Below are 19579 nucleotides of genomic sequence, written 5' to 3'. Positions count from 1 at the left end.
TAGCACCTTAATTAGCATTTTGTGTAATTTCTCTTAACATGATGAGTAGCATTTTAGCTGCTTGTGGAGCTTCAACCGCGTGAGGAATGTTAGCAGGCATTCTGACAAGGGTACCGGGTACAGCCTTAACGGGTTGGCCATCAATAATTAAGGTTAGTTCACCTTCAATAACCATGACAATGGCATCAAAAGGGGCACTGTGTTCGGATAATCCTTGCCCTTTATCAAAAGCAAAGAGCGTTAAATTGCCACCTGTCGTTTTAGCTAAAATCCGACTGGCAATACTTTGTTCTGTTGCGTTAATTAATGAAGTGATTTCGAATGCTTGAGCAGGGCTAATGGTATTATTTGTCATAAACAACTCCTATATTTATTGAGTAGACGATTTGTTGCAGTTTTGCGAATAAAGCCATATATTTCATAAGGTTATTTCAATGATTTAAAGTAATTATGAGTATTGAAATAAGAACTATTATCAATTATATTGAATTTATTCTAGAAGCATCTTCAGGCAAAACCTATGATATTTGTCAAAAATATACCAACTGAACAACAGATTTTTGGTTGGTTAACTCAAGTTGAGCTGTTTCAAGGATTAACCAAAGAGGCATTAATGCCTATTATTGAAAGTGCTAGCTATAAGAAATTGTCGAAAGGGGATATGATCAGTTATGAAGGTAAACCCTCATCTTGTTGTGTGCTTGTTTTAACTGGGGAGGTTGAAGTTTATCGCAGTACTTATTTAGGTGAAGAAAAGATTTTTGGTATTTTTAATCATTATCAATTAGTGGCTATTGCTGCTATCTTTATGCCGCATAATCGTTTTCCAATGACGATTAGAGCTAAAACAGATTGCTCGGTATTATTAATTGAAAAACAGAGTTTATTGCAAGTTTGCAAAACTAATCCCATTATTATGCAACGTTTATTAATACGTTTCAGTACTAAATTATATGAGCAAATAAATAATATCGATTGGTTAACGTCAAGTTCCTCAGAACAGCGTTTGGCTAGTTATTTATTGTCATTATGTTCCGCTGATAACACTTATCAATTTATATTGCCTATTTCTCGTGGTCAGTTAGCAACAAAGTTAGGTATTCGTTATGAAACGTTAAGCCGATTAATGTCGAGCTGGCGAAAACAACAAATTATTCAAGTTGAAAATAATCGAATTAATATACTAAATGAAACTTATTTGAAAGAGCTTACTCTACCTTTTCAACGTTCATTTTAAAAAAGTGGTTAGTGTTTAGAAATAATCTTTTATAAAAGACAAATAAAGTTTATAAAAATTAAAATGACAAATTGCCGTTATTAAAGCAATCGAGATAAACATAAAAAAGGCGCGTATTATACGCGCCTCTTGTACTGATAAAGAGCATTAAGCATAATGCTCTAAATAAGTTAGCATAGATTATTTGATAACCTTAGCAACAACACCAGCACCAACAGTACGTCCACCTTCACGGATAGCGAAACGTAAACCGTCTGCCATCGCGATTGGGTGAATTAATGATACAGTCATTTTGATGTTATCACCTGGCATTACCATCTCTACGCCTTCAGGTAATTCGATAGTACCTGTTACGTCAGTTGTACGGAAGTAGAACTGTGGACGGTAACCTTTGAAGAATGGAGTATGACGACCACCTTCATCTTTGCTTAGGATATACACTTCTGATTCAAAATCTGTATGTGGAGTGATTGAACCTGGTTTTGCTAATACTTGACCACGTTCGATTTCTTCACGTTTTGTACCACGTAATAATACACCAACGTTTTCACCTGCACGGCCTTCGTCTAGTAATTTACGGAACATTTCTACACCAGTACAAGTTGTTTTCGCTGTCGGTTTGATACCTACGATTTCAACTTCTTCACCAACTTTGATTACACCGCGCTCTACACGTCCTGTTACTACTGTACCACGACCTGAGATTGAGAATACGTCTTCGATTGGTAATAAGAATGGTTTATCAATGTCACGCTCTGGTTCTGGAATATAGCTGTCTAATGCTTCTGCTAATTCAACAATTTTTTCTTCCCATTCTGCATCGCCTTCTAACGCTTTTAGCGCTGAACCACGAATTACTGGTGTGTCATCACCTGGGAAATCGTATTGAGATAGAAGTTCACGTACTTCCATTTCAACTAATTCTAATAATTCTTCATCATCAACCATATCGCATTTGTTTAAGAATACGATGATGTAAGGAACACCTACTTGACGACCTAAAAGAATGTGCTCACGAGTTTGTGGCATAGGACCATCTGTTGCTGCTACTACTAAGATAGCACCGTCCATTTGTGCTGCACCAGTGATCATGTTTTTAACATAGTCAGCATGGCCCGGGCAGTCTACGTGTGCGTAGTGACGAGTTGGTGTATCGTATTCAACGTGTGAAGTGTTGATGGTGATACCACGAGCTTTTTCTTCTGGTGCGTTATCGATTTGATCGAATGCACGAGCTTGACCGCCGTATTTTTTAGAAAGTACAGAAGTAATAGCTGCAGTTAAAGTTGTTTTACCATGGTCAACGTGGCCGATTGTACCAACGTTAACGTGGGGTTTTGTACGTTCAAATTTTTCTTTAGACATCGATTGTCCCTCAAATGTAATACAAATCGGTGGTTATTCACCACATTAACCAAGTATCATATTTAATTATCAACATAATACTAACTTAAAATTAGCTCTGAATAATAACAGATAAAGCCGTATAGTGACAAGCTTTAAAGCAGGCAAATTCGATATTTTTAGAAGTTTAGGAGAATAACAAGAATGGTGCTGATAGGCAGATTTGAACTGCCGACCTCACCCTTACCAAGGGTGCGCTCTACCAACTGAGCTATATCAGCAATTGGAGCGGGCAGCGGGAATCGAACCCGCATCATCAGCTTGGAAGGCTGAGGTAATAGCCATTATACGATGCCCGCATGTTCAAACTCGGCTACCTAAATGCTTCGATTAGCTATTGCTAATATTAGATTAATGGTGGTGGGGGAAGGATTCGAACCTTCGAAGTGTGACACGGCAGATTTACAGTCTGCTCCCTTTGGCCGCTCGGGAACCCCACCCCGAATCTTTATTAATTTGTCTACTTAGGAAAATGGTGCCGGCTGCCGGAATCGAACTGGCGACCTACTGATTACAAGTCAGTTGCTCTACCAACTGAGCTAAGCCGGCCTAAGTGCTGCGCATTATGTACTAGAACATTTAACCTTGCAAGCAAAAAAAACAAATTTTATTTTGTTTGCTTAAAAAAAAGTCAAAAAACATAAAAAAGCCTGAAATATAGGCTATTTCAGGCTTTTTTTGAATCAAAAATAATGTGTTAGATTATTTCTTTTTTGGTGCTTTTTTCTTAGTAGCTGCTACGCCTTTGGCTGCTGTATGTACAGCAACATCTTCGCTAATATCCCCTTTATCTTGATATGCACGACCATAGTATGTATCAAGTAGGATTTGTTTTAATTCAGCAATGAGCGGATAACGCGGGTTAGCGCCAGTACATTGGTCATCAAAGGCATCAACAGCAAGTTGGTCCACTTGTGCCAAGAAAGCTTTCTCATCCACGCCAAACTCTTTAATTGAGAATGGAATATCAAGTTCTTTTCTTAATTGATCTAACCAACCAATTAATTTCTCAACTTTCTTCTCATCTTTGTCAGCTGCAGCAGTTAAACCTAAATGATCGGCTACCTCTGCATAACGGCTAACAGCTTGAGGATAACCATATTGGCTAAAGGTACCTTGTTTAGTCGGTTTATTAGTTGCATTAAAACGCACTACATTACTAATTAGCATTGCATTTGCCACCCCATGAGGAATATGGAATGCAGCACCAATCTTATGCGCCATTGAGTGACAAACACCTAGAAATGCTTGTGCAAAAGCGACACCTGCTAATGTTGCAGCACTATGCACTTTTTCACGTGCTTGTGGGTTTTTAGCGCCTTCTTTATAGCTTGCCGGTAAATAAGCTTTAAGCATGCTTAACGCTTGTAACGCTTGTCCATCAGAAAACTCAGTTGCCATAATTGAAACATAAGCTTCTAAAGCATGAGTTACCGCATCATAACCACCAGCAGCACAAAGTGATTTTGGCATATTCATTACTAAGTTAGCATCAACAATAGCCATGTTTGGCGTAATTGCATAATCAGCTAAAGGATATTTTTGACCAGTTGCATCATCAGTAACCACAGCAAATGGTGTCACTTCAGAACCTGTACCAGAAGTGGTTGTAACGCAAATTAGTTTCGCCTTTTTACCCATATTAGGGAAATGACAGGTACGTTTACGGATATCCATAAAGCGCAATGCTAGCTCATCGAATTTTGTTTCAGGGTGTTCATAAAGAACCCACATGATTTTAGCCGCATCCATTGGAGAACCACCACCTAAAGCAATAACAGTATCAGGTTGGAATGATGTCATTGATTCAGTACCTTTTCGAACCACACTCAAGGTTGGATCGGCTTCAACATCATAAAATGTTTCGCAGATAACGCCTTGTGATTCTAATTGGTCAGTAATTTGTTTTGAGTAACCATTGTTAAATAAAAATTTATCAGTTACTAAAAAGACTCGTTTTGCGCCTTGTTCAACAACTTCATTTAAAGCAACTGGAAGTGAGCCTCGTTTAAAATAGATAGAACTTGGTAATTTGTGCCATAACATGTTTTCTGCTCTCTTAGCGATGGTTTTTTTGTTTAGTAAGTGTTTCGGTCCAACATTTTCAGATACCGAGTTTCCACCCCAAGAACCACAACCTAATGTTAAAGATGGCGCTAAATCGAAGTTATACAAATCACCAATACCACCATGGGCTGCAGGTTGATTGATTAAAATACGGCAAGTTTTCATTTTACTACCGAAATAATCAATACGGTCACGGTTGCTATCTTGATCTGTATAAAGTACAGAGGTATGACCCATACCACCCATTTCTACTAATTTTTCAGCTTTTTCCACCGCTTCAGCAAAATCTTTTGCTCTAAACATTGCTAAAGTAGGAGAAAGTTTTTCATGAGCAAATGGTTCAGATAAATCAACTTTAGTTACTTCACCAACAAGTACTTTTGAACCTGCTGGGGCTTTAAATCCAGCTAACTCTGCAATTTTAACTGCTGGTTGACCAACGATATTAGCATTTAAAGCACCTTTATCGTTTAAGATGATACCTTGTACCGCTTTGGTTTCTTTAGCATTTAAAACATATGCACCATATTCAGATAATAAACTACGCACTTCATCATAAACAGAGTCAACTACAACGATTGCTTGTTCTGACGCACAAATCATACCGTTATCAAAAGTTTTAGACATCAGTACTGAAGCAACAGCACGTTTTAAATCAGCAGTTTCATCAATAATTACTGGTGTATTACCTGCCCCAACACCTAGTGCTGGTTTACCAGAACTGTATGCGGCTTTTACCATACCTGGTCCACCTGTCGCTAAAATAGCTGCGACATCATCATGATGCATTAATGCATTAGATAATTCGATAGATGGCTCATCAATCCAACCAATAATATCTTTTGGTGCACCCGCTTTAATTGCAGCATTTAATACAATTCTAGCGGCTTCAATAGTGGATTTTTTAGCTCTTGGGTGAGGTGAAAAGACAATCGCATTACGAGTTTTTAAACTGATTAACGATTTAAAAATCGCCGTAGAAGTTGGGTTAGTGGTTGGCACGATGCCACAAATAATCCCTAAAGGTTCGGCTAAAGTAATTGTACCATATGGTTCATTTTCAGCCACTACGCCACAAGTTTTATCGTGACGATATTTATTTAAGATATACTCTGCAGCAAAAAGATTTTTTATAACTTTATCTTCAACAATTCCCATTCCTGACTCTGCAACCGCTTGTTGTGCGAGAGGAATTCGAGCTGCTGCTGCGGCTGTTGCTGCCGCTACAAAGATTTTGTCGACTTGCTCTTGAGTATAATTTGAATAAGTTTCTTGTGCATTCTTCACACGAGCCATTAACTCATTTAACTCATTCATATTAGTTACTGCCATAGATTTCTCCTTGAAATATAAAAAATAAATAGGGATCGTTTGGCCTCTTCCTTGAAACTTTTTAATGCCTGGACATAATACAAAACGAAATTGGCATTATCGTAAATCAGATTTGTGCTTTATACAATAAGATATGCGCAAAAAAAGATTATTTTTTTTAATCAATAGATATATTTAGGTATTTTAAAATGTAAATTAAGAAGAATATTTGCAATAGGAACCCAAAAGACAATTACTTTAGTCAAATCTTAATTGTCTTTTGGCGGTATTTATTTTAGAAAAATAGAAATTCTTTTAATTTAAAGTGAGATAATCATCCGTTACACAATTTGTTCAATACATAACTAACAGCAACAAAACCAAACGTTGCGGTTACTGTTGTTATCGCTCCGAATCCCGATTCACAGTCCATTTTTTTATTACTGTCTGCTTGATTTTTAGCAAAACAAATCTGACCGTTTTTAGTTGGATAAGTCAGCTGTTCAGTAGAAAATACACACGGAATGGAATATTTACCTTTACTGTCTTTACTTAGCTTATAATCATTTTTTAACTTTTCACGTAATTTAGCGGCTAAAGGATCTTGAATGGTTTTTGCTAAGTCCGCAATTTTTATTTGCGTAGGATCTTTTTGACCACCAGCTCCCCCTATTGTAATAATTTTTAATTTTTGACGCTTACAATAAGCAAGAACAGCCGCTTTATCACGAACGCTATCGATCGCATCGACAATATAATTATAACGAGGATTTTGTTTAGTTCCCAAATATTGGCTAACATTATTAATATTAATAAAATCATCGATTTCATTAACAATACATTCGGGATTAATTTGCAAAATTCGTTCGGCCATGACGGATGTTTTAGGTTTGCCAATATTAGATTTTAAGGCGTGAATCTGACGATTAGTATTGGTTACACATACATCATCCATATCAATTAAGGTAATTTGCCCTATACCACTACGCGCGAGTGATTCAGCAACCCAAGAACCTACTCCACCAATACCAATTACACAAACATGTGCCTGAGAAAAAGAAGTTAATGCAGACTCACCATATAACCGTGCAATTCCGCTAAAACGTTGAAAATAAGAATCTGAAAATGTGTTTTGCATAAGTACCATTCATCTATCAAATTATACCAGCATACTAACAGCGCACAAATACAAGCGCAATATGTTAACCAATCTCCATAAATGGTTATTATTTAAATAAGCAAAAATCATAAATAAATTTTTAATTCTAATAATTTTTGGTATTTGTTATAACTCACCAAATGTCTTTTAAAGTTATCAATGATTTTTATTAAAAAACGACATCATTCATAAATATAAGAACATTTAACCAATATTGTGGTTAATTCTCGTCAAAATACTAATGCCAACATTAATTGTTATTTAGCAAAATTTATTAATTCACCAACCAGTTGCTGTGGTTCAATAAGATTTACATTTTTACAAAAATCACTATTGTTAGCATTTAATAGATAAACTAATGATTTTATTGTTACTAAACTGTTAGCCTTATCAAATTGTTGAATCAGGATATAACGCCTGTTTAATTTGGAATCAATGCCCTCAATATATTTCACATTATTATAAAGCTTGATTTCTGGTTTTTGATTACCTCGTGTTTTAGCTTGTCCAAGAAATATTTGCATGGCCTCTTGTTCATTGGCAACAACTTCATTAATAATTAAAATTCGTGCGCCATTCAAGTCATTACTATAAAGTGCGACATAATTATCAGTGAAATTTTGGATATGATTAGAAGTAAACGATTCGGTTTTCTTAAAATCGACAGAAAGAAATCGACTTTGCTCTGGTAACTGAAATTGTGGCGAGGCTTCATCAGATGATTGAATTGAAATTTTATCCGTTTTAGGTGCAGATAATACTTGATTAATTGGCATGTTTATTAAAATGCATGCAGTAAAGATCGCTCCAAGTTTTTTCATACTCTCTACTCTATTTATTCATTAAATCATCATGCGTTAAAGTCGATTATAACCTTATTATGTAAGTTAGCAATTTATATCAGAATCTCTTAACAAAAATTTTTCTAATACCAAACTAAAGGGTTTAAATAGCCTTTATCTTATTGAATTCATAGTATGATTTTTACTTAAACATACCCATAACCTGAAACTTTTTTACAAACTAATTTATATTTTGCTAAATGAGTGGCGGAAAGCGATTACTCCCTATGATGAGCAATCAAAAGGTTATTTTTGTCATTATCAGAATCTCTTAACAAAAATTTTTCTAATACCAAACCAAAGGGGTTTAATAGCCTTTATCTTATTGAATTCATAATATGATTTTTACTGAAACATACCCATAACCTGAAACTTTTTTACAAACTAATTTATATTTTGCTAAATGAGTAACTGAAAGCGATTGCTTCCTATGATGAGCAATCAAAAGGTTATTTTTGTCATTATCAGAATCTCTTAACAAAAATTTTTCTAATACCAAACTAAAGGGTTTAAATAGCCTTTACCTTATAGAATTTATAATATGATTTTTACTGAAACATACCCATAACCTGAAACTTTTTTACAAACTGATTTATATTTTGCTAAATGATTAACTGAAAGCGATTGCTCCCTATGATGAGTAATCAAAGGGTTATTTTTGTCATTATCAGAATCTCTTAACAAAAATTTTTCTAATACCAAACTAAAGGGTTTAAATAGCCTTTATCTTATTGAATTCATAATATGATTTTTACTGAAACATACCCATAACCTGAAACTTTTTTACAAACTAATTTATATTTTGCTAAATGAGTAACTGAAAGCGATTGCTCCCTGTGATGAGCAATCAAAGGGATATTATTTGTCATTAAATGTATTCGTTTGACTTTCTAGTTTTACCTACAATAAATGTCGTTAAATATGATTAATAAAGAGGAAAAATCAATGCGTAAACCCAAAAAATTACTTAACGATCCAAATAACGTAAGACAAGAAGTCATGCAAGGATTGGTATATGCCTATAATGGTAAATTAACAGCTATTGCAGATTATTGTGCTGTTTATGGTAACCATATATCAAACGATCAAGTCGTAGTTATTTCGGGTGGTGGTAGTGGTCATGAACCAACTTTTGCTGGTTTTATCGGTGAAGGAGGCATTGATGGTTGTGCATTAGGAGAAGTTTTCACTTCACCATCACCAGACCAAATAATTGAAATTACCAAAGCGACTGAAAAGGGTAATGGTGTGCTTTTTTTATATGGTAACTATTCAGGTGATGGAATGAATTTTGATATTTCAGCCGAAATATTAGCGGAAGAAAACATCGTCACTAAAACTATTCGAGCAACCGATGATATTGCCTCAGCCCCTTTATCCAAACTGTCCGACCGCCGTGGTGTAGCTGGTATTATGTTTTTATATAAAATTGCAGGCGCAGCTTCTCAATTTGAAAAATACAATCTTGAAAATCTTTATCAAGTTGTTGCAAAAGCTAACGGTAATGTTCGCACTATAGGTGTCGCGCTTGATGGATGTGCCTTACCTCAGTCAAATAATTTTAATTTTGAATTGGATGAAAATGAGATCGAAATTGGGATAGGTATTCATGGTGAGGCTGGATTACGTCGACAAGCAATGACATCAAGTGATGAAGTTGTCAAAGAGATGATAGATCGCCTATGTAATGATTTACCTTTCCAAACAGGTGACCGTGTGTGCGTACTGATTAACAATTTAGGCGCTCTTAGTAATACAGAACTATTAGTGATAACACGCAAAGTCGGTATTGAACTTAATAACCGAGGTATTATCAGTCACGATATTGCTGTCGGACATTTTTGTACATCACTTGAAATGTCAGGTTTTTCAATCACACTAATGAAGTTAGATGATGAATTGCAACGTCTTTATGATCTACCTTGTCAAACGCTTGGATGGAGAAAATAAAATGAATTTATTACAAGTACGTAAAATGATGTTATTTACCGCTCAAAAAATGGTCGAAAGCGAACCCGAATTAACAGCGTTAGATCAGATTGTTGGTGATGGTGATCATGGGATTGGGATGAAACGAGGATTTTCATCTATTATTGAGTTGCTACAAGATGAAAAATTTCAACCTACTGATATAGGTGATTTTTTTATTAAGATTGGCACAAAATTAATGACCAGTATGGGTGGTGCTTCGGGCGCTATATTTGGAACATTATTTAGAACTGGCGGAAAAAGTATTGTTGGCACAATGGAATTGAATTCTGAAGTCTTCGCAAAATTTCTTAACGACGGTTGGCAAGGGGTATATCAACGCGGTAATGCGGAGCCAGGCGATAAAACGATGGTTGATGCATTATCAGCAGCGTCAAAATCAGCCAATGAATTAACCACGCTTCCACTCAATGAAGCGTTGCCAATAATTGCTAAATCAGCGATGGAAGGTGCAGAAAAAACCAAACAAATGATTGCAGTATTTGGGCGTGCCAAAAATTTAGGTGATCGGACTATTGGACATATGGATCCTGGCGCAGTTTCAATGGCATTTATTTTAAAATACATGAATGACTATATTCATATGCAATAAAATTCAAATGTAATAAAGAATAAAATCCGCTGGTCATCGGCGGATTTCTGCAAGCGTATGGAGATCCAAAAACAGTCTATAAATCCCCCCTATTAAACAACACAAAAAAAATTCTTAAATTAATATTATCAAAATAAATTAAAACATCTGCATTTTATAACGTAATGTTAAGTTATTACGTTATAAAATTAGAGAACATGAAACATTAGTGTTTAAATTTAATTTGTGAAGGATACGCCCAACTTTGCAACTCTTCGGGTGGAAAACCGCCAGGATCTTTACCATCATTAATAAGTAATGCGTGATAATAAATTTCGGCCATTTCTTCAATATAGGCTGCTTTTAATACGGCCTCATAAGGATCTTTATCAACAGCTATAGCGCCGTGTTTTTCCATTAAAATCGCATCAGCACGCTTAATTGGTTCAATAACACTATGTGAAAGTTCTGTTGTTCCTGGTCTGCCATAAGGCGCAACTGGAATAACACCATCTTTCAAATTAAGGATGGCGCATTCATAAACTACGGCAGGTATAGGCCTTGCGAGTACGGCAAATGAAGTGGCAAAAATAGAGTGCGTATGTGAAATAGCAAAAACATCCTCACGCGCCTTATAAATTTCAAGATGCATTAAACATTCACTGGTAGGTCTTAATCCTGAATCAGCTTCAATAACATTAGCGTCAAGATCCATGACCACAATATCCCGAATTGTTAATAATTTTTTATCAATTGTAGTTGGTGTTACAAGCACATACCCTGTTTGTTTATCTCTAACACTTGAGTTACCCGCTTTATGTTTACATAATCCCCATTCGCTGGATTTTTGTGCCATATCGACAACATATTGCTTTTGAATCTCTAACATTTTATGACTCCTATTTTTGGCAAAATATTCATTGATAGTTTGCAAACAATTTCCAAATTTCGTGGTTATTGTTTGCTTTTCGTATATTTGCAGCTCCTTCATGAAGCTCTAATAATTCATTTAATTGGGCTAAAGCTTTAAGATGTTTTTGTGGATTATTGGTAGCAAGAACAACGATTAAATCGGCATGCATGTAACCACAAATATCAATTTTTTGAGGAAGTTTAAGTAAAGACATCGCAACTTTATTAACACCATCATCAATACCAGCATGAGCAATGATTAAACCATCAACTAACATAATATAAGGTTGTTCAAATTGAATTTTGTTAACCATTCTTTCAAGATAATAACGCTCTATGGATTGATTACTTAAAAGTGGTTTTGCAGCTAATTCAAGTGCATCTTGCCATGAAATATCGGCTGATTGCGCAATATTGATATGTTCTGGTTGCATTAAATCGGCAAGTGATGGAATTTCCTGTTGGGTTATACGTAAAGGGTTGTCATTTACTTCATCGTTATACAGATAGGCGGTTAACTCTTTTTGTAAGGCTTTTCTCTCTTTTATATTACTGAACTTTTCAATAATTAACATCAGTTCTTCAACTTGAATTATGCTTGGATCAATTCCTTGTAAAGTACCGATCACCTGATTACGAAAAGCATTTTTATGAAAATTATTAACGGATGGATTAACAATAAATAAAAGTTTATCCGTCGATAAATAGGATGTTGAAAACACAATATCGTAATAATGATTATATTTTTCAAACTCACGTTTAGACATCGCATCGGAAAAATGCAATTCGGGTAGTAAGACCTGCAAAGTTAAATAAAGATAAGTTGAAACCGTTGCACTATTTTCACAGACAACAATCGCAATTTTTTTTGTTTTGATTTGATTTATCAAACCTTCACGAGTTAACCAACCGCCAAATAAAACAGTTATAAAAGCGACTTCTTCATCAGGCATATTACAATGTAAAATTTTTTCAAACGGTGCAATGGCTTTTCGTACCATTTCATGTAAATGACCAAACTCTTGTAATACTATGTCATAGACGCTATTAATATTGGTAATATGATAACGAATTCGATAATATGCAGGTTTCCAATGTTGATAGATGCGTTCAATGAGTTCACTTTTATCCTTAAAAGTGATACAACTAATCTGCTCAAAATTATTAATAACTTCAACCGCACTTTCCAATAATACAGTATCTAAATGGAAATATTTGTCTGATAAAGTTTGGATATTTGAACTTTGCACAAGAATCGTTAAAAAAATTTGCTCATTAAGATCGGTAATACCAAATTTTTCAATCAACTTTTTCATCAATTGAAAATCACGACTATTGGCAACTTCAGCATAATTTTCAGGTAAGTGCTCAATTTTTTTATCGGTTTCAATGCGCTGTAACATAAAACAGATAAAGTAGGTCAGTTCTTGTAACTGCTCATCGGTAAAAATAATTTTTAATTTTTTCTCTATTTCACTAAATACTTGCCCTACTTGTTCTAATCCACCTTGGGTAATAATATCGTTTTCTTTAAATATTTTATCCGCGACTGGCATACTGATAATTCTACGAATCAATTTCAACAATAAATACCGCTTGTCAATTTCGTTACCAATAATTCTGTAACCATTTTCACGGTCATAACTTATTTGTAGATGATATTGCACTATCATGAGTTGTACTTTTTTAATATCATTAATAACAGTATTTTGGCTAACAGTCAGCGCGGAAGATAAATGTATTAATGAAAATCTTTCGGTCCGAGTTAATAAAAAGAACAAAAGCAAATGGACTCGCTCATCTTCTGAATATATATAACGTCCGATAGCCTTTGAAACAGGTTCATCCCTAAATGTTTCAATGACATGTTTTGGTACACTAAATTTTCCTGTTTTAAAACGTTTAATTAATTCAAGATTAGAAGACTCAAGGAAATCATTAATTTTCTTAAATGTATAACTAAGTTGTTTGCGTGTTAACCCAAATTCAGCTTGAAGTTCTACGCCACTAACACTTGGATTTTGAATCAAGGCATTTAGAACAGTATGAATTCTCTTATCAACAACCATATAACAATTACCTTTTTGTTCGTTGTCTGATGGTAATTATCATTACCATCAGAGATACTAAACACTATTTTCAACGAATGTTTAAATGCTCATTTATCCATTACTTTCAGCTAAATCTTGTATTGTTTCCCTGCGCAGTTCACGGGCATAAAAGAAATATCCTACACACCAATAGACTGCAAAAATTAAGGGTACAAAATAACCTTGCAAACATTGCCAAATAAAAGAAAACGCATAGGTAAAAACCGGTGCATCAATAGAACTATTTGAAATTAATTGATTGGCTGGAATATCAATTGCTTTAGTTGATAATCCTAAATCTGTGATAATAGGCGCAAATTGGGTACCAACAAATAAGAAAAATGGCACACCTATGATTGCTAAAATCACCATTCTCAAAGTATTACCTTTAGTTAAAATATAAGCAGGAACAATAAGAGCAATGTTGATAATGCCAGCAAATGGTAAAAGTTTATTACCCGGTAAAATAACAGCCCAAATTAAAGTAAAAGGAATAGCAACAATTATAGTAAACCAAATCTCACTGGCTCCTCCCATAAATGGCCAGTCCAAACCGACAAACAATTTACGTCCAGCAAAACGCTTATTCATGTAATCACTGATTGCTTCAGAAATTGGCGAAAGTGCCTGCATAAATAATTTAGAAATCATTGGAAATAACATCAATGCAGTAGCAGCTTGCACACCTAACATTAAGATGGCTGCCACATCATAACCGGCAATAATTCCAAAGGTCACACCCAATAAAAAACCAATCACATGATTTTCAGCAAAAATACCAATTTTGGCACGTAATGTTGCTGCATCCATTGGTTTATTTAAAATAGGAATTTTGCGAAGTAATAGATCAAAAGGATAATAAATTGCACTGAAAAATAACATTCGGTGAGTACATGTAACGCCTGGTATACCGGTTAATTTTTCAATACGATGTTGATTAATATCACCAGAATTAAGTTCCAATATGATTTGTAATGTAGCAACAATAAAAGCAAGAGCCAATGCCACAATAGAGCCTAAAATTGGTGTAGCAACGGCGACAACAATAAAAGCTGTAAAAATTTTTCCCCATACATTCCATAAATCAGCGTTAAATGTATCTGTCTTTTTTAAAACGAGCATTAAAATATTGACGCCCACTTGTAAAGGAAACATAAGAAAAGCATACGGCCAAGCCCAAGATACGTTTGCCATAGTTGTCCAACCGCCATCAACAATACTAAGTTCTATGCCTGTGCGTTCCATCATAGTTTGTGCTGCTGAGCCAATGGCGCTTACCATAAAACCGATCAACATACTCATACCAACAAATGCAACACCTAATGTAATAGCGGCTGATGCACCATCTCTAAATTTCATTCGGACAATTAAACCCGCAATGAGCATAATGAAAGGTACAAAAACTGGAGCACCTAAATTTAAAATATAATTTATAATTGTTCCAAGAAAGTCCATAATGCACTCCTATTTACAGGCATCGATAATTTTTTGTAATTCAGTTTCCATATTTATTCCCGTTAAAAATGCAATGCCATTAATCACTGGGATAGGATATTGTTTTTCAATTTTGGTTATCGCTATGTATGCCACGCTACTTTTGATATGAGAATCAACCGATTTGAGATCAACAACTTCGACCTTTATGTCTTCAAGATTTCGTTCTTTTAATAAACGTGTAACCTTACTTGCAACTGTTTGAGATGTAGCAACTCCACTGCCACATGCAACAATAACTTTTTTCATAATGCCTCCTTATAAATTAATATTCGACGTGAGTAGTGTAAAAACTTCATGTTTGTTTTTTGCCTGGAAAAGCGACTCTAAAAAACATGAATTCACAAAGCAGGACATTAATTTTTGCAACAAATCAATATGTCCATTTTTTTCGTTAAACCCGAGTAAAAAAACAAAATTAGCATTTAAAACATGGTCATTATTTGCCATTTCGCACCATGGAATGGTTCCTTTAACTCGAGTAAAAAAGATAAATGGTTTAATCACATGTTCAATGTCAGTATGAGGCATAGCAACTACATAAGGTTCTGTAGGTAGAGCGGTTGGAAATGAAGATTCTCTTTTTTTAATTGCTTCTAAGAAAGAGTCATTAACATATCCTTTTTTTCTTAAAACAGAAAATGTGAACTCAAAAAATTGATTAGTATTTTGGAAGTCTTTATCTAAAAGAATTAAATCTTCAAAAAACATTTGCTCGCTAGATTCATTCCCCATTTCATCCTCCATCATTATGTGATCAGCAAATTTTTAAAATATTAGCCATTTGCTACTGCTAGAATTAAATTAGCATTGTTTAGATGTGATTGATTTTAGGAAATAAAAATAAAAGAAACTAATGGATTTGATACCAAATAGTCGCCATGGTATTGCTCATCATAGGGAGCGTTATAACAACAGTAACAACAATTTTACTGAGCAGAGTTTTATAAATACATTTTTGAGGAAAAATAAAAGATAAATAGATTGATATCCGTCTGCTTTCCACAGACGGAATATGAAAGATAACCAATTTATGACTAATTAATTAGTTTTTGAATGAATGAATTGGAGCCGGAATTCGTCCACCACGATTGATAAAATCACAAGAGGAGAATTTATTTACTGACATCACTGGCGCATGTCCAAGTAACCCACCGAATTCAATATTATCCCCTACTTTTAAACCAACAGCTGGAATAATTCGCACCGCAGTAGTTTTGTGATTAATGACGCCAATTGCAGCTTCATCAGCAATAATTGCCGAAATAGTTTCTGCTGGGGTATCGCCCGGAATGGCTATCATATCAAGCCCTACTGAGCAAACACAGGTCATTGCTTCAAGTTTTTCCAAATTTAATGCGCCATTATTTACTGCATCAATCATCCCCGCATCTTCTGATACAGGAATAAAGGCACCGCTTAAGCCACCCACATGTCCACAAGCCATTACACCACCTTTTTTAACGGCATCATTTAACATGGCAAGTGCCGCCGTTGTTCCATGGGTACCAACGGCTTCTAAACCCATTTCCTCTAAAATATGTGCAACTGAATCACCAATAGCTGGAGTTGGTGCTAAGGATAGATCAACAATACCGAATTTCACCCCTAAACGCTCTGATGCCTCTTTACCAACAAGCTGTCCCATTCGAGTAATTTTAAATGCGGTTTTTTTGATCGTTTCAGCAACAACATCAAACGATTCACCTTTCACTTTTTCAAGCGCTCGTTTTACAACGCCAGGACCGCTGACCCCCACATTAATAACACAATCGGCCTCACCGACACCGTGAAATGCCCCAGCCATAAAAGGATTGTCTTCAACTGCATTAGCAAACACCACTAATTTGGCGCATGCCATACTGCTATTATCTGCCGTTAATGCCGCGGCTTCTTTAATGATCTGCCCCATTAGTTTTACAGCATTCATGTTGATGCCTGTTTGTGTGGAGCCAACATTAACCGATGAGCAGACTCTTTCCGTTTGTGCTAATGCTTGAGGAATTGATTTAATTAAAATTTCATCGCCTTTATGGCACCCTTTTTGTACTAATGCCGAAAAACCACCAATAAAGTTAACACCCACTGCTTTAGCTGCGGCATCAAGTGTTTTAGCGAACTCAACGTAATCTTTATCGTCACTCGCACCAGCAATCAGCGAGATAGGGGTAACTGAAATACGTTTATTAATAATTGGAATACCAAATTCTGAGGTAATCTCATCCCCAACTTTAACCAGATCTTTCGCTAATCGCGTAATTTTTTCATAGATTTTTTGACGTGCTTTTTCACCATCACTGTCAATACAATCCAGAAGTGAAATACCCATGGTAATTGTGCGGATATCAAGTTTTTCTTCCTCAATCATTTTAATTGTTTCGAGGATTTGTTTAGTTTCCATAAGTATTATCCTTTAATAATAAAGTACAAAATTTAGATTATAAACGATGCATCGCATCAAAAATTTCTTCCCGTTGAATATTCACTTTTACTTTTAGTTTGTCACCAGTCTCAGTCAATGCAGTTTTAACATCATCAAATGACATATTAATTTTAGATAAATCTAATAACATAATCATGGTGAAATATTCACCCATAATGGTTTGACTCACATCTAAAATATTAATATTTAACTCATATAATTTCTGACTGATACCTGCAATAATCCCCGTTTGATCTTTTCCAATTACCGTTAAAATAGTTTTCATAACACTCTCCGCACAAATTTCACACAATCAAAAGATATTTCTTAGGCTAAGTATAATAACATCTTCAAAAATTATCTAAATAGGAGTAGATTGTTTTTTTAATTAAAAAATAAAAACTATCACAATAAATAGAAAGGGCAGAATCATGGTAAATTTCCAAAAATCCAATAAATTGGATCATGTTTGTTACGATATACGTGGACCAATTCTTGAACATGCAAAACGTCTTGAAGAAGAAGGCCAAACTATCCTCAAACTCAATATTGGAAATCCCGCCCCGTTTGGCTTTACTGCTCCAGATGAATTATTAGTGGATGTCATCCGCAATCTACCTACTTCACAAGGATATTGTGATTCAAAAGGTCTCTACTCTGCCCGTAAAGCGGTTATGCAATATTATCAATCCAGAGGAATTACTGATTTAGATGTGGAAGATATCTATATCGGAAATGGTGTTTCAGAATTAATCGTTCAATCCATGCAAGCACTACTTAATAGTGGAGATGAAGTTTTGGTTCCGATGCCTGATTATCCATTATGGACAGCCTCAATTAGTCTATCTGGAGGTAATGCGGTTCACTATCTATGTGATGAAGAGGCTAATTGGTCACCCGATCTAGAAGATATTAAGCGTAAAATCACTTCCAAAACCAAAGGAATTGTGATTATTAATCCTAACAATCCAACCGGTGCAGTTTACAGTAAAGAGGTGTTACTTGAGATTGCCGAAATTGCTCGACAGAATAATTTGATTATTTTTGCTGATGAAATTTACGATAAAATTTTATTTGATGATGCTGTTCATCATTCAATCGCAGCTCTAGCTCCCGATCTTTTTGTCATAACCATGAGCGGTTTATCAAAAACGTATCGAGCAGCAGGATTTAGACAAGGATGGATGGCACTTTGTGGTCCAAAACAGCACGTTAAAGGCTATATTGAAGGTTTAAACATGCTAGCTTCAATGCGTTTATGTGCAAATGTGCCACTGCAACATGCCATTCAAGCGGCTTTAGGGGGGTACCAAAGTATTAATGAGTTTATCGTACCCGGCGGGCGACTCTATGATCAATGTATGCTGGCATGGCGATTACTCAATGATATCCCTGGCGTATCATGCACTAAACCACAAGGTGCTTTATATTTATTCCCAAAACTTGATCAGAAAAAATTTAATATTCATAACGACCAAAAATTAGTTTTAGACTTTTTGTTACAACAAAAAGTATTACTGGTACAAGGAACCGGATTTAACTGGCATCAACCCGATCATGTTAGGATTGTCGCCTTACCTCATACAGGTGAACTTGAAGATGCGATTGAAAGATTCGCTAAATTCCTATCTACCTATAAACAATAAAATACATAATAACCCCAGTCCTCACTGGGGTTAATGATAGAAATATTTTAAATTCAGTTATAAACCACATCAAACTTTTAAAGTGTTTTCTTGTTTTCTACTTGTCCAATATTAAATCTTAATACTGTTAGTAGATTTTTATAAATAAAATTTATTTTGTTGTCATTGAGTAAGACTAATTATTTCCACCATATAACTTTCGCCATACTCATCTTGAATATACTGAATTTCAGAAAATAACCATATATTACTTAATAGGTTAGAAGAAAAGGGATAAGGTTACTGACGATAATTTTGTACTAATTTAGAAGTGTAATTACATAAAAGTTATATAAAAAAACGCCATGAATTGAAGTGACCCCATAAAGTTGGACACTTTTATTAAGCGGCTTGTAAGGCCTGATTTCGATATTCAACCGGAGTCAGGCCTTTTAA

16 protein-coding genes and 4 tRNA genes are annotated in these 19579 nt (G+C 35.0%); 4 read left to right on the top strand and 16 right to left on the bottom strand.

What is annotated here, in order from left to right; genetic code table 11:
• Positions 1–7: 7 nt before the first annotated feature.
• Positions 8–355: a cupin domain-containing protein gene (locus H3S88_RS01395; protein WP_198227169.1), complete on the bottom strand. Its 348-nt coding sequence runs from the start codon at positions 353–355 to the stop codon at positions 8–10.
• A 165-nt stretch (positions 356–520) separates the two neighbouring features.
• Here H3S88_RS01395 and H3S88_RS01390 point away from each other — a divergent pair, with 165 nt between their 5' ends.
• Positions 521–1237 carry a Crp/Fnr family transcriptional regulator gene (locus tag H3S88_RS01390; protein WP_198227167.1) on the top strand — a complete coding sequence of 239 codons (717 nt, stop codon included), beginning with the start codon at positions 521–523 and terminating at the stop codon, positions 1235–1237.
• 180 nt (positions 1238–1417) lie between these two features.
• On the opposite strand, the gene tuf is transcribed toward H3S88_RS01390, so the two are convergent.
• The 8 genes from tuf to H3S88_RS01350 all read right to left on the bottom strand — a co-directional run bounded on the left by tuf (position 1418) and on the right by H3S88_RS01350 (position 7999).
• Positions 1418–2602, bottom strand: coding sequence for an elongation factor Tu (tuf, locus tag H3S88_RS01385; protein ID WP_065737967.1), 1185 nt, complete (start codon positions 2600–2602; stop codon positions 1418–1420).
• 184 nt (positions 2603–2786) lie between these two features.
• Positions 2787–2862 (bottom strand) — tRNA-Thr (locus H3S88_RS01380).
• Positions 2863–2865: 3 nt separating this feature from the next.
• A tRNA-Gly gene (locus H3S88_RS01375) sits at positions 2866–2940 on the bottom strand.
• A gap of 56 nt (positions 2941–2996) precedes the next feature.
• Positions 2997–3081 (bottom strand) — tRNA-Tyr (locus tag H3S88_RS01370).
• Positions 3082–3114: 33 nt separating this feature from the next.
• Positions 3115–3190, bottom strand: a tRNA-Thr gene (locus tag H3S88_RS01365).
• A gap of 153 nt (positions 3191–3343) precedes the next feature.
• A complete protein-coding gene (gene adhE, locus H3S88_RS01360; RefSeq protein WP_198228683.1) occupies positions 3344–6040 on the bottom strand; it encodes a bifunctional acetaldehyde-CoA/alcohol dehydrogenase in 2697 nt (898 codons plus the stop codon).
• Positions 6041–6353: 313 nt separating this feature from the next.
• Entirely contained in the window at positions 6354–7157 is an 804-nt protein-coding gene (tcdA, locus tag H3S88_RS01355) for a tRNA cyclic N6-threonylcarbamoyladenosine(37) synthase TcdA (RefSeq protein ID WP_198228684.1), read from the bottom strand.
• Between the two features lie 278 nt (positions 7158–7435).
• Positions 7436–7999, bottom strand: coding sequence for a hypothetical protein (locus tag H3S88_RS01350; RefSeq protein WP_198228685.1), 564 nt, complete (start codon positions 7997–7999; stop codon positions 7436–7438).
• A 966-nt stretch (positions 8000–8965) separates the two neighbouring features.
• Here H3S88_RS01350 and H3S88_RS01345 point away from each other — a divergent pair.
• Both H3S88_RS01345 and dhaL read left to right on the top strand, forming a co-directional pair.
• Entirely contained in the window at positions 8966–9970 is a 1005-nt protein-coding gene (locus H3S88_RS01345; protein ID WP_198228686.1) for a dihydroxyacetone kinase subunit DhaK, read from the top strand.
• 1 nt (position 9971) lies between these two features.
• Positions 9972–10601: a dihydroxyacetone kinase subunit DhaL gene (gene dhaL / locus H3S88_RS01340; RefSeq protein WP_086326828.1), complete on the top strand. Its 630-nt coding sequence runs from the start codon at positions 9972–9974 to the stop codon at positions 10599–10601.
• A gap of 205 nt (positions 10602–10806) precedes the next feature.
• Here the strand turns inward: dhaL and H3S88_RS01335 are convergent, their stop codons facing one another.
• The 7 genes from H3S88_RS01335 to H3S88_RS01305 all read right to left on the bottom strand — a co-directional run bounded on the left by H3S88_RS01335 (position 10807) and on the right by H3S88_RS01305 (position 17784).
• A complete protein-coding gene (locus H3S88_RS01335) occupies positions 10807–11469 on the bottom strand; it encodes a class II aldolase/adducin family protein (RefSeq protein WP_144093418.1) in 663 nt (220 codons plus the stop codon).
• A 28-nt stretch (positions 11470–11497) separates the two neighbouring features.
• The gene (locus H3S88_RS01330) at positions 11498–13561 is read right to left on the bottom strand and encodes a BglG family transcription antiterminator (protein WP_198228687.1); all 2064 of its coding nucleotides are present in this window, start codon (positions 13559–13561) and stop codon (positions 11498–11500) included.
• Between the two features lie 93 nt (positions 13562–13654).
• A complete protein-coding gene (locus H3S88_RS01325) occupies positions 13655–15037 on the bottom strand; it encodes a PTS galactitol transporter subunit IIC (protein ID WP_198228688.1) in 1383 nt (460 codons plus the stop codon).
• Positions 15038–15046: 9 nt separating this feature from the next.
• The gene (locus H3S88_RS01320) at positions 15047–15325 is read right to left on the bottom strand and encodes a PTS sugar transporter subunit IIB (RefSeq protein WP_039129500.1); all 279 of its coding nucleotides are present in this window, start codon (positions 15323–15325) and stop codon (positions 15047–15049) included.
• A 9-nt stretch (positions 15326–15334) separates the two neighbouring features.
• Entirely contained in the window at positions 15335–15811 is a 477-nt protein-coding gene (locus tag H3S88_RS01315) for a PTS sugar transporter subunit IIA (protein ID WP_198228689.1), read from the bottom strand.
• 310 nt (positions 15812–16121) lie between these two features.
• Complete coding sequence (locus H3S88_RS01310) at positions 16122–17477, bottom strand: PFL family protein (protein ID WP_144093426.1); 1356 nt, start codon at positions 17475–17477, stop codon at positions 16122–16124.
• 37 nt (positions 17478–17514) lie between these two features.
• On the bottom strand, positions 17515–17784 hold the full coding sequence (locus tag H3S88_RS01305) for an ACT domain-containing protein (protein ID WP_065738442.1): 270 nt from the start codon (positions 17782–17784) through the stop codon (positions 17515–17517).
• 145 nt (positions 17785–17929) lie between these two features.
• Here H3S88_RS01305 and H3S88_RS01300 point away from each other — a divergent pair, with 145 nt between their 5' ends.
• Positions 17930–19144 (top strand): pyridoxal phosphate-dependent aminotransferase, encoded by a 1215-nt coding sequence (locus tag H3S88_RS01300; RefSeq protein ID WP_198228690.1) that lies wholly within the window; start codon positions 17930–17932, stop codon positions 19142–19144.
• The last annotated feature ends 435 nt before the right edge of the window (positions 19145–19579 follow it).

This window comes from Gilliamella sp. B14448G11 (genome assembly GCF_016101765.1).
GTDB classification, from domain to species: domain Bacteria; phylum Pseudomonadota; class Gammaproteobacteria; order Enterobacterales; family Orbaceae; genus Gilliamella; species Gilliamella apicola_N.
Note: the sequence above shows the minus strand (reverse complement) of the source record. Positions and strands in the feature narration are given on the sequence as shown.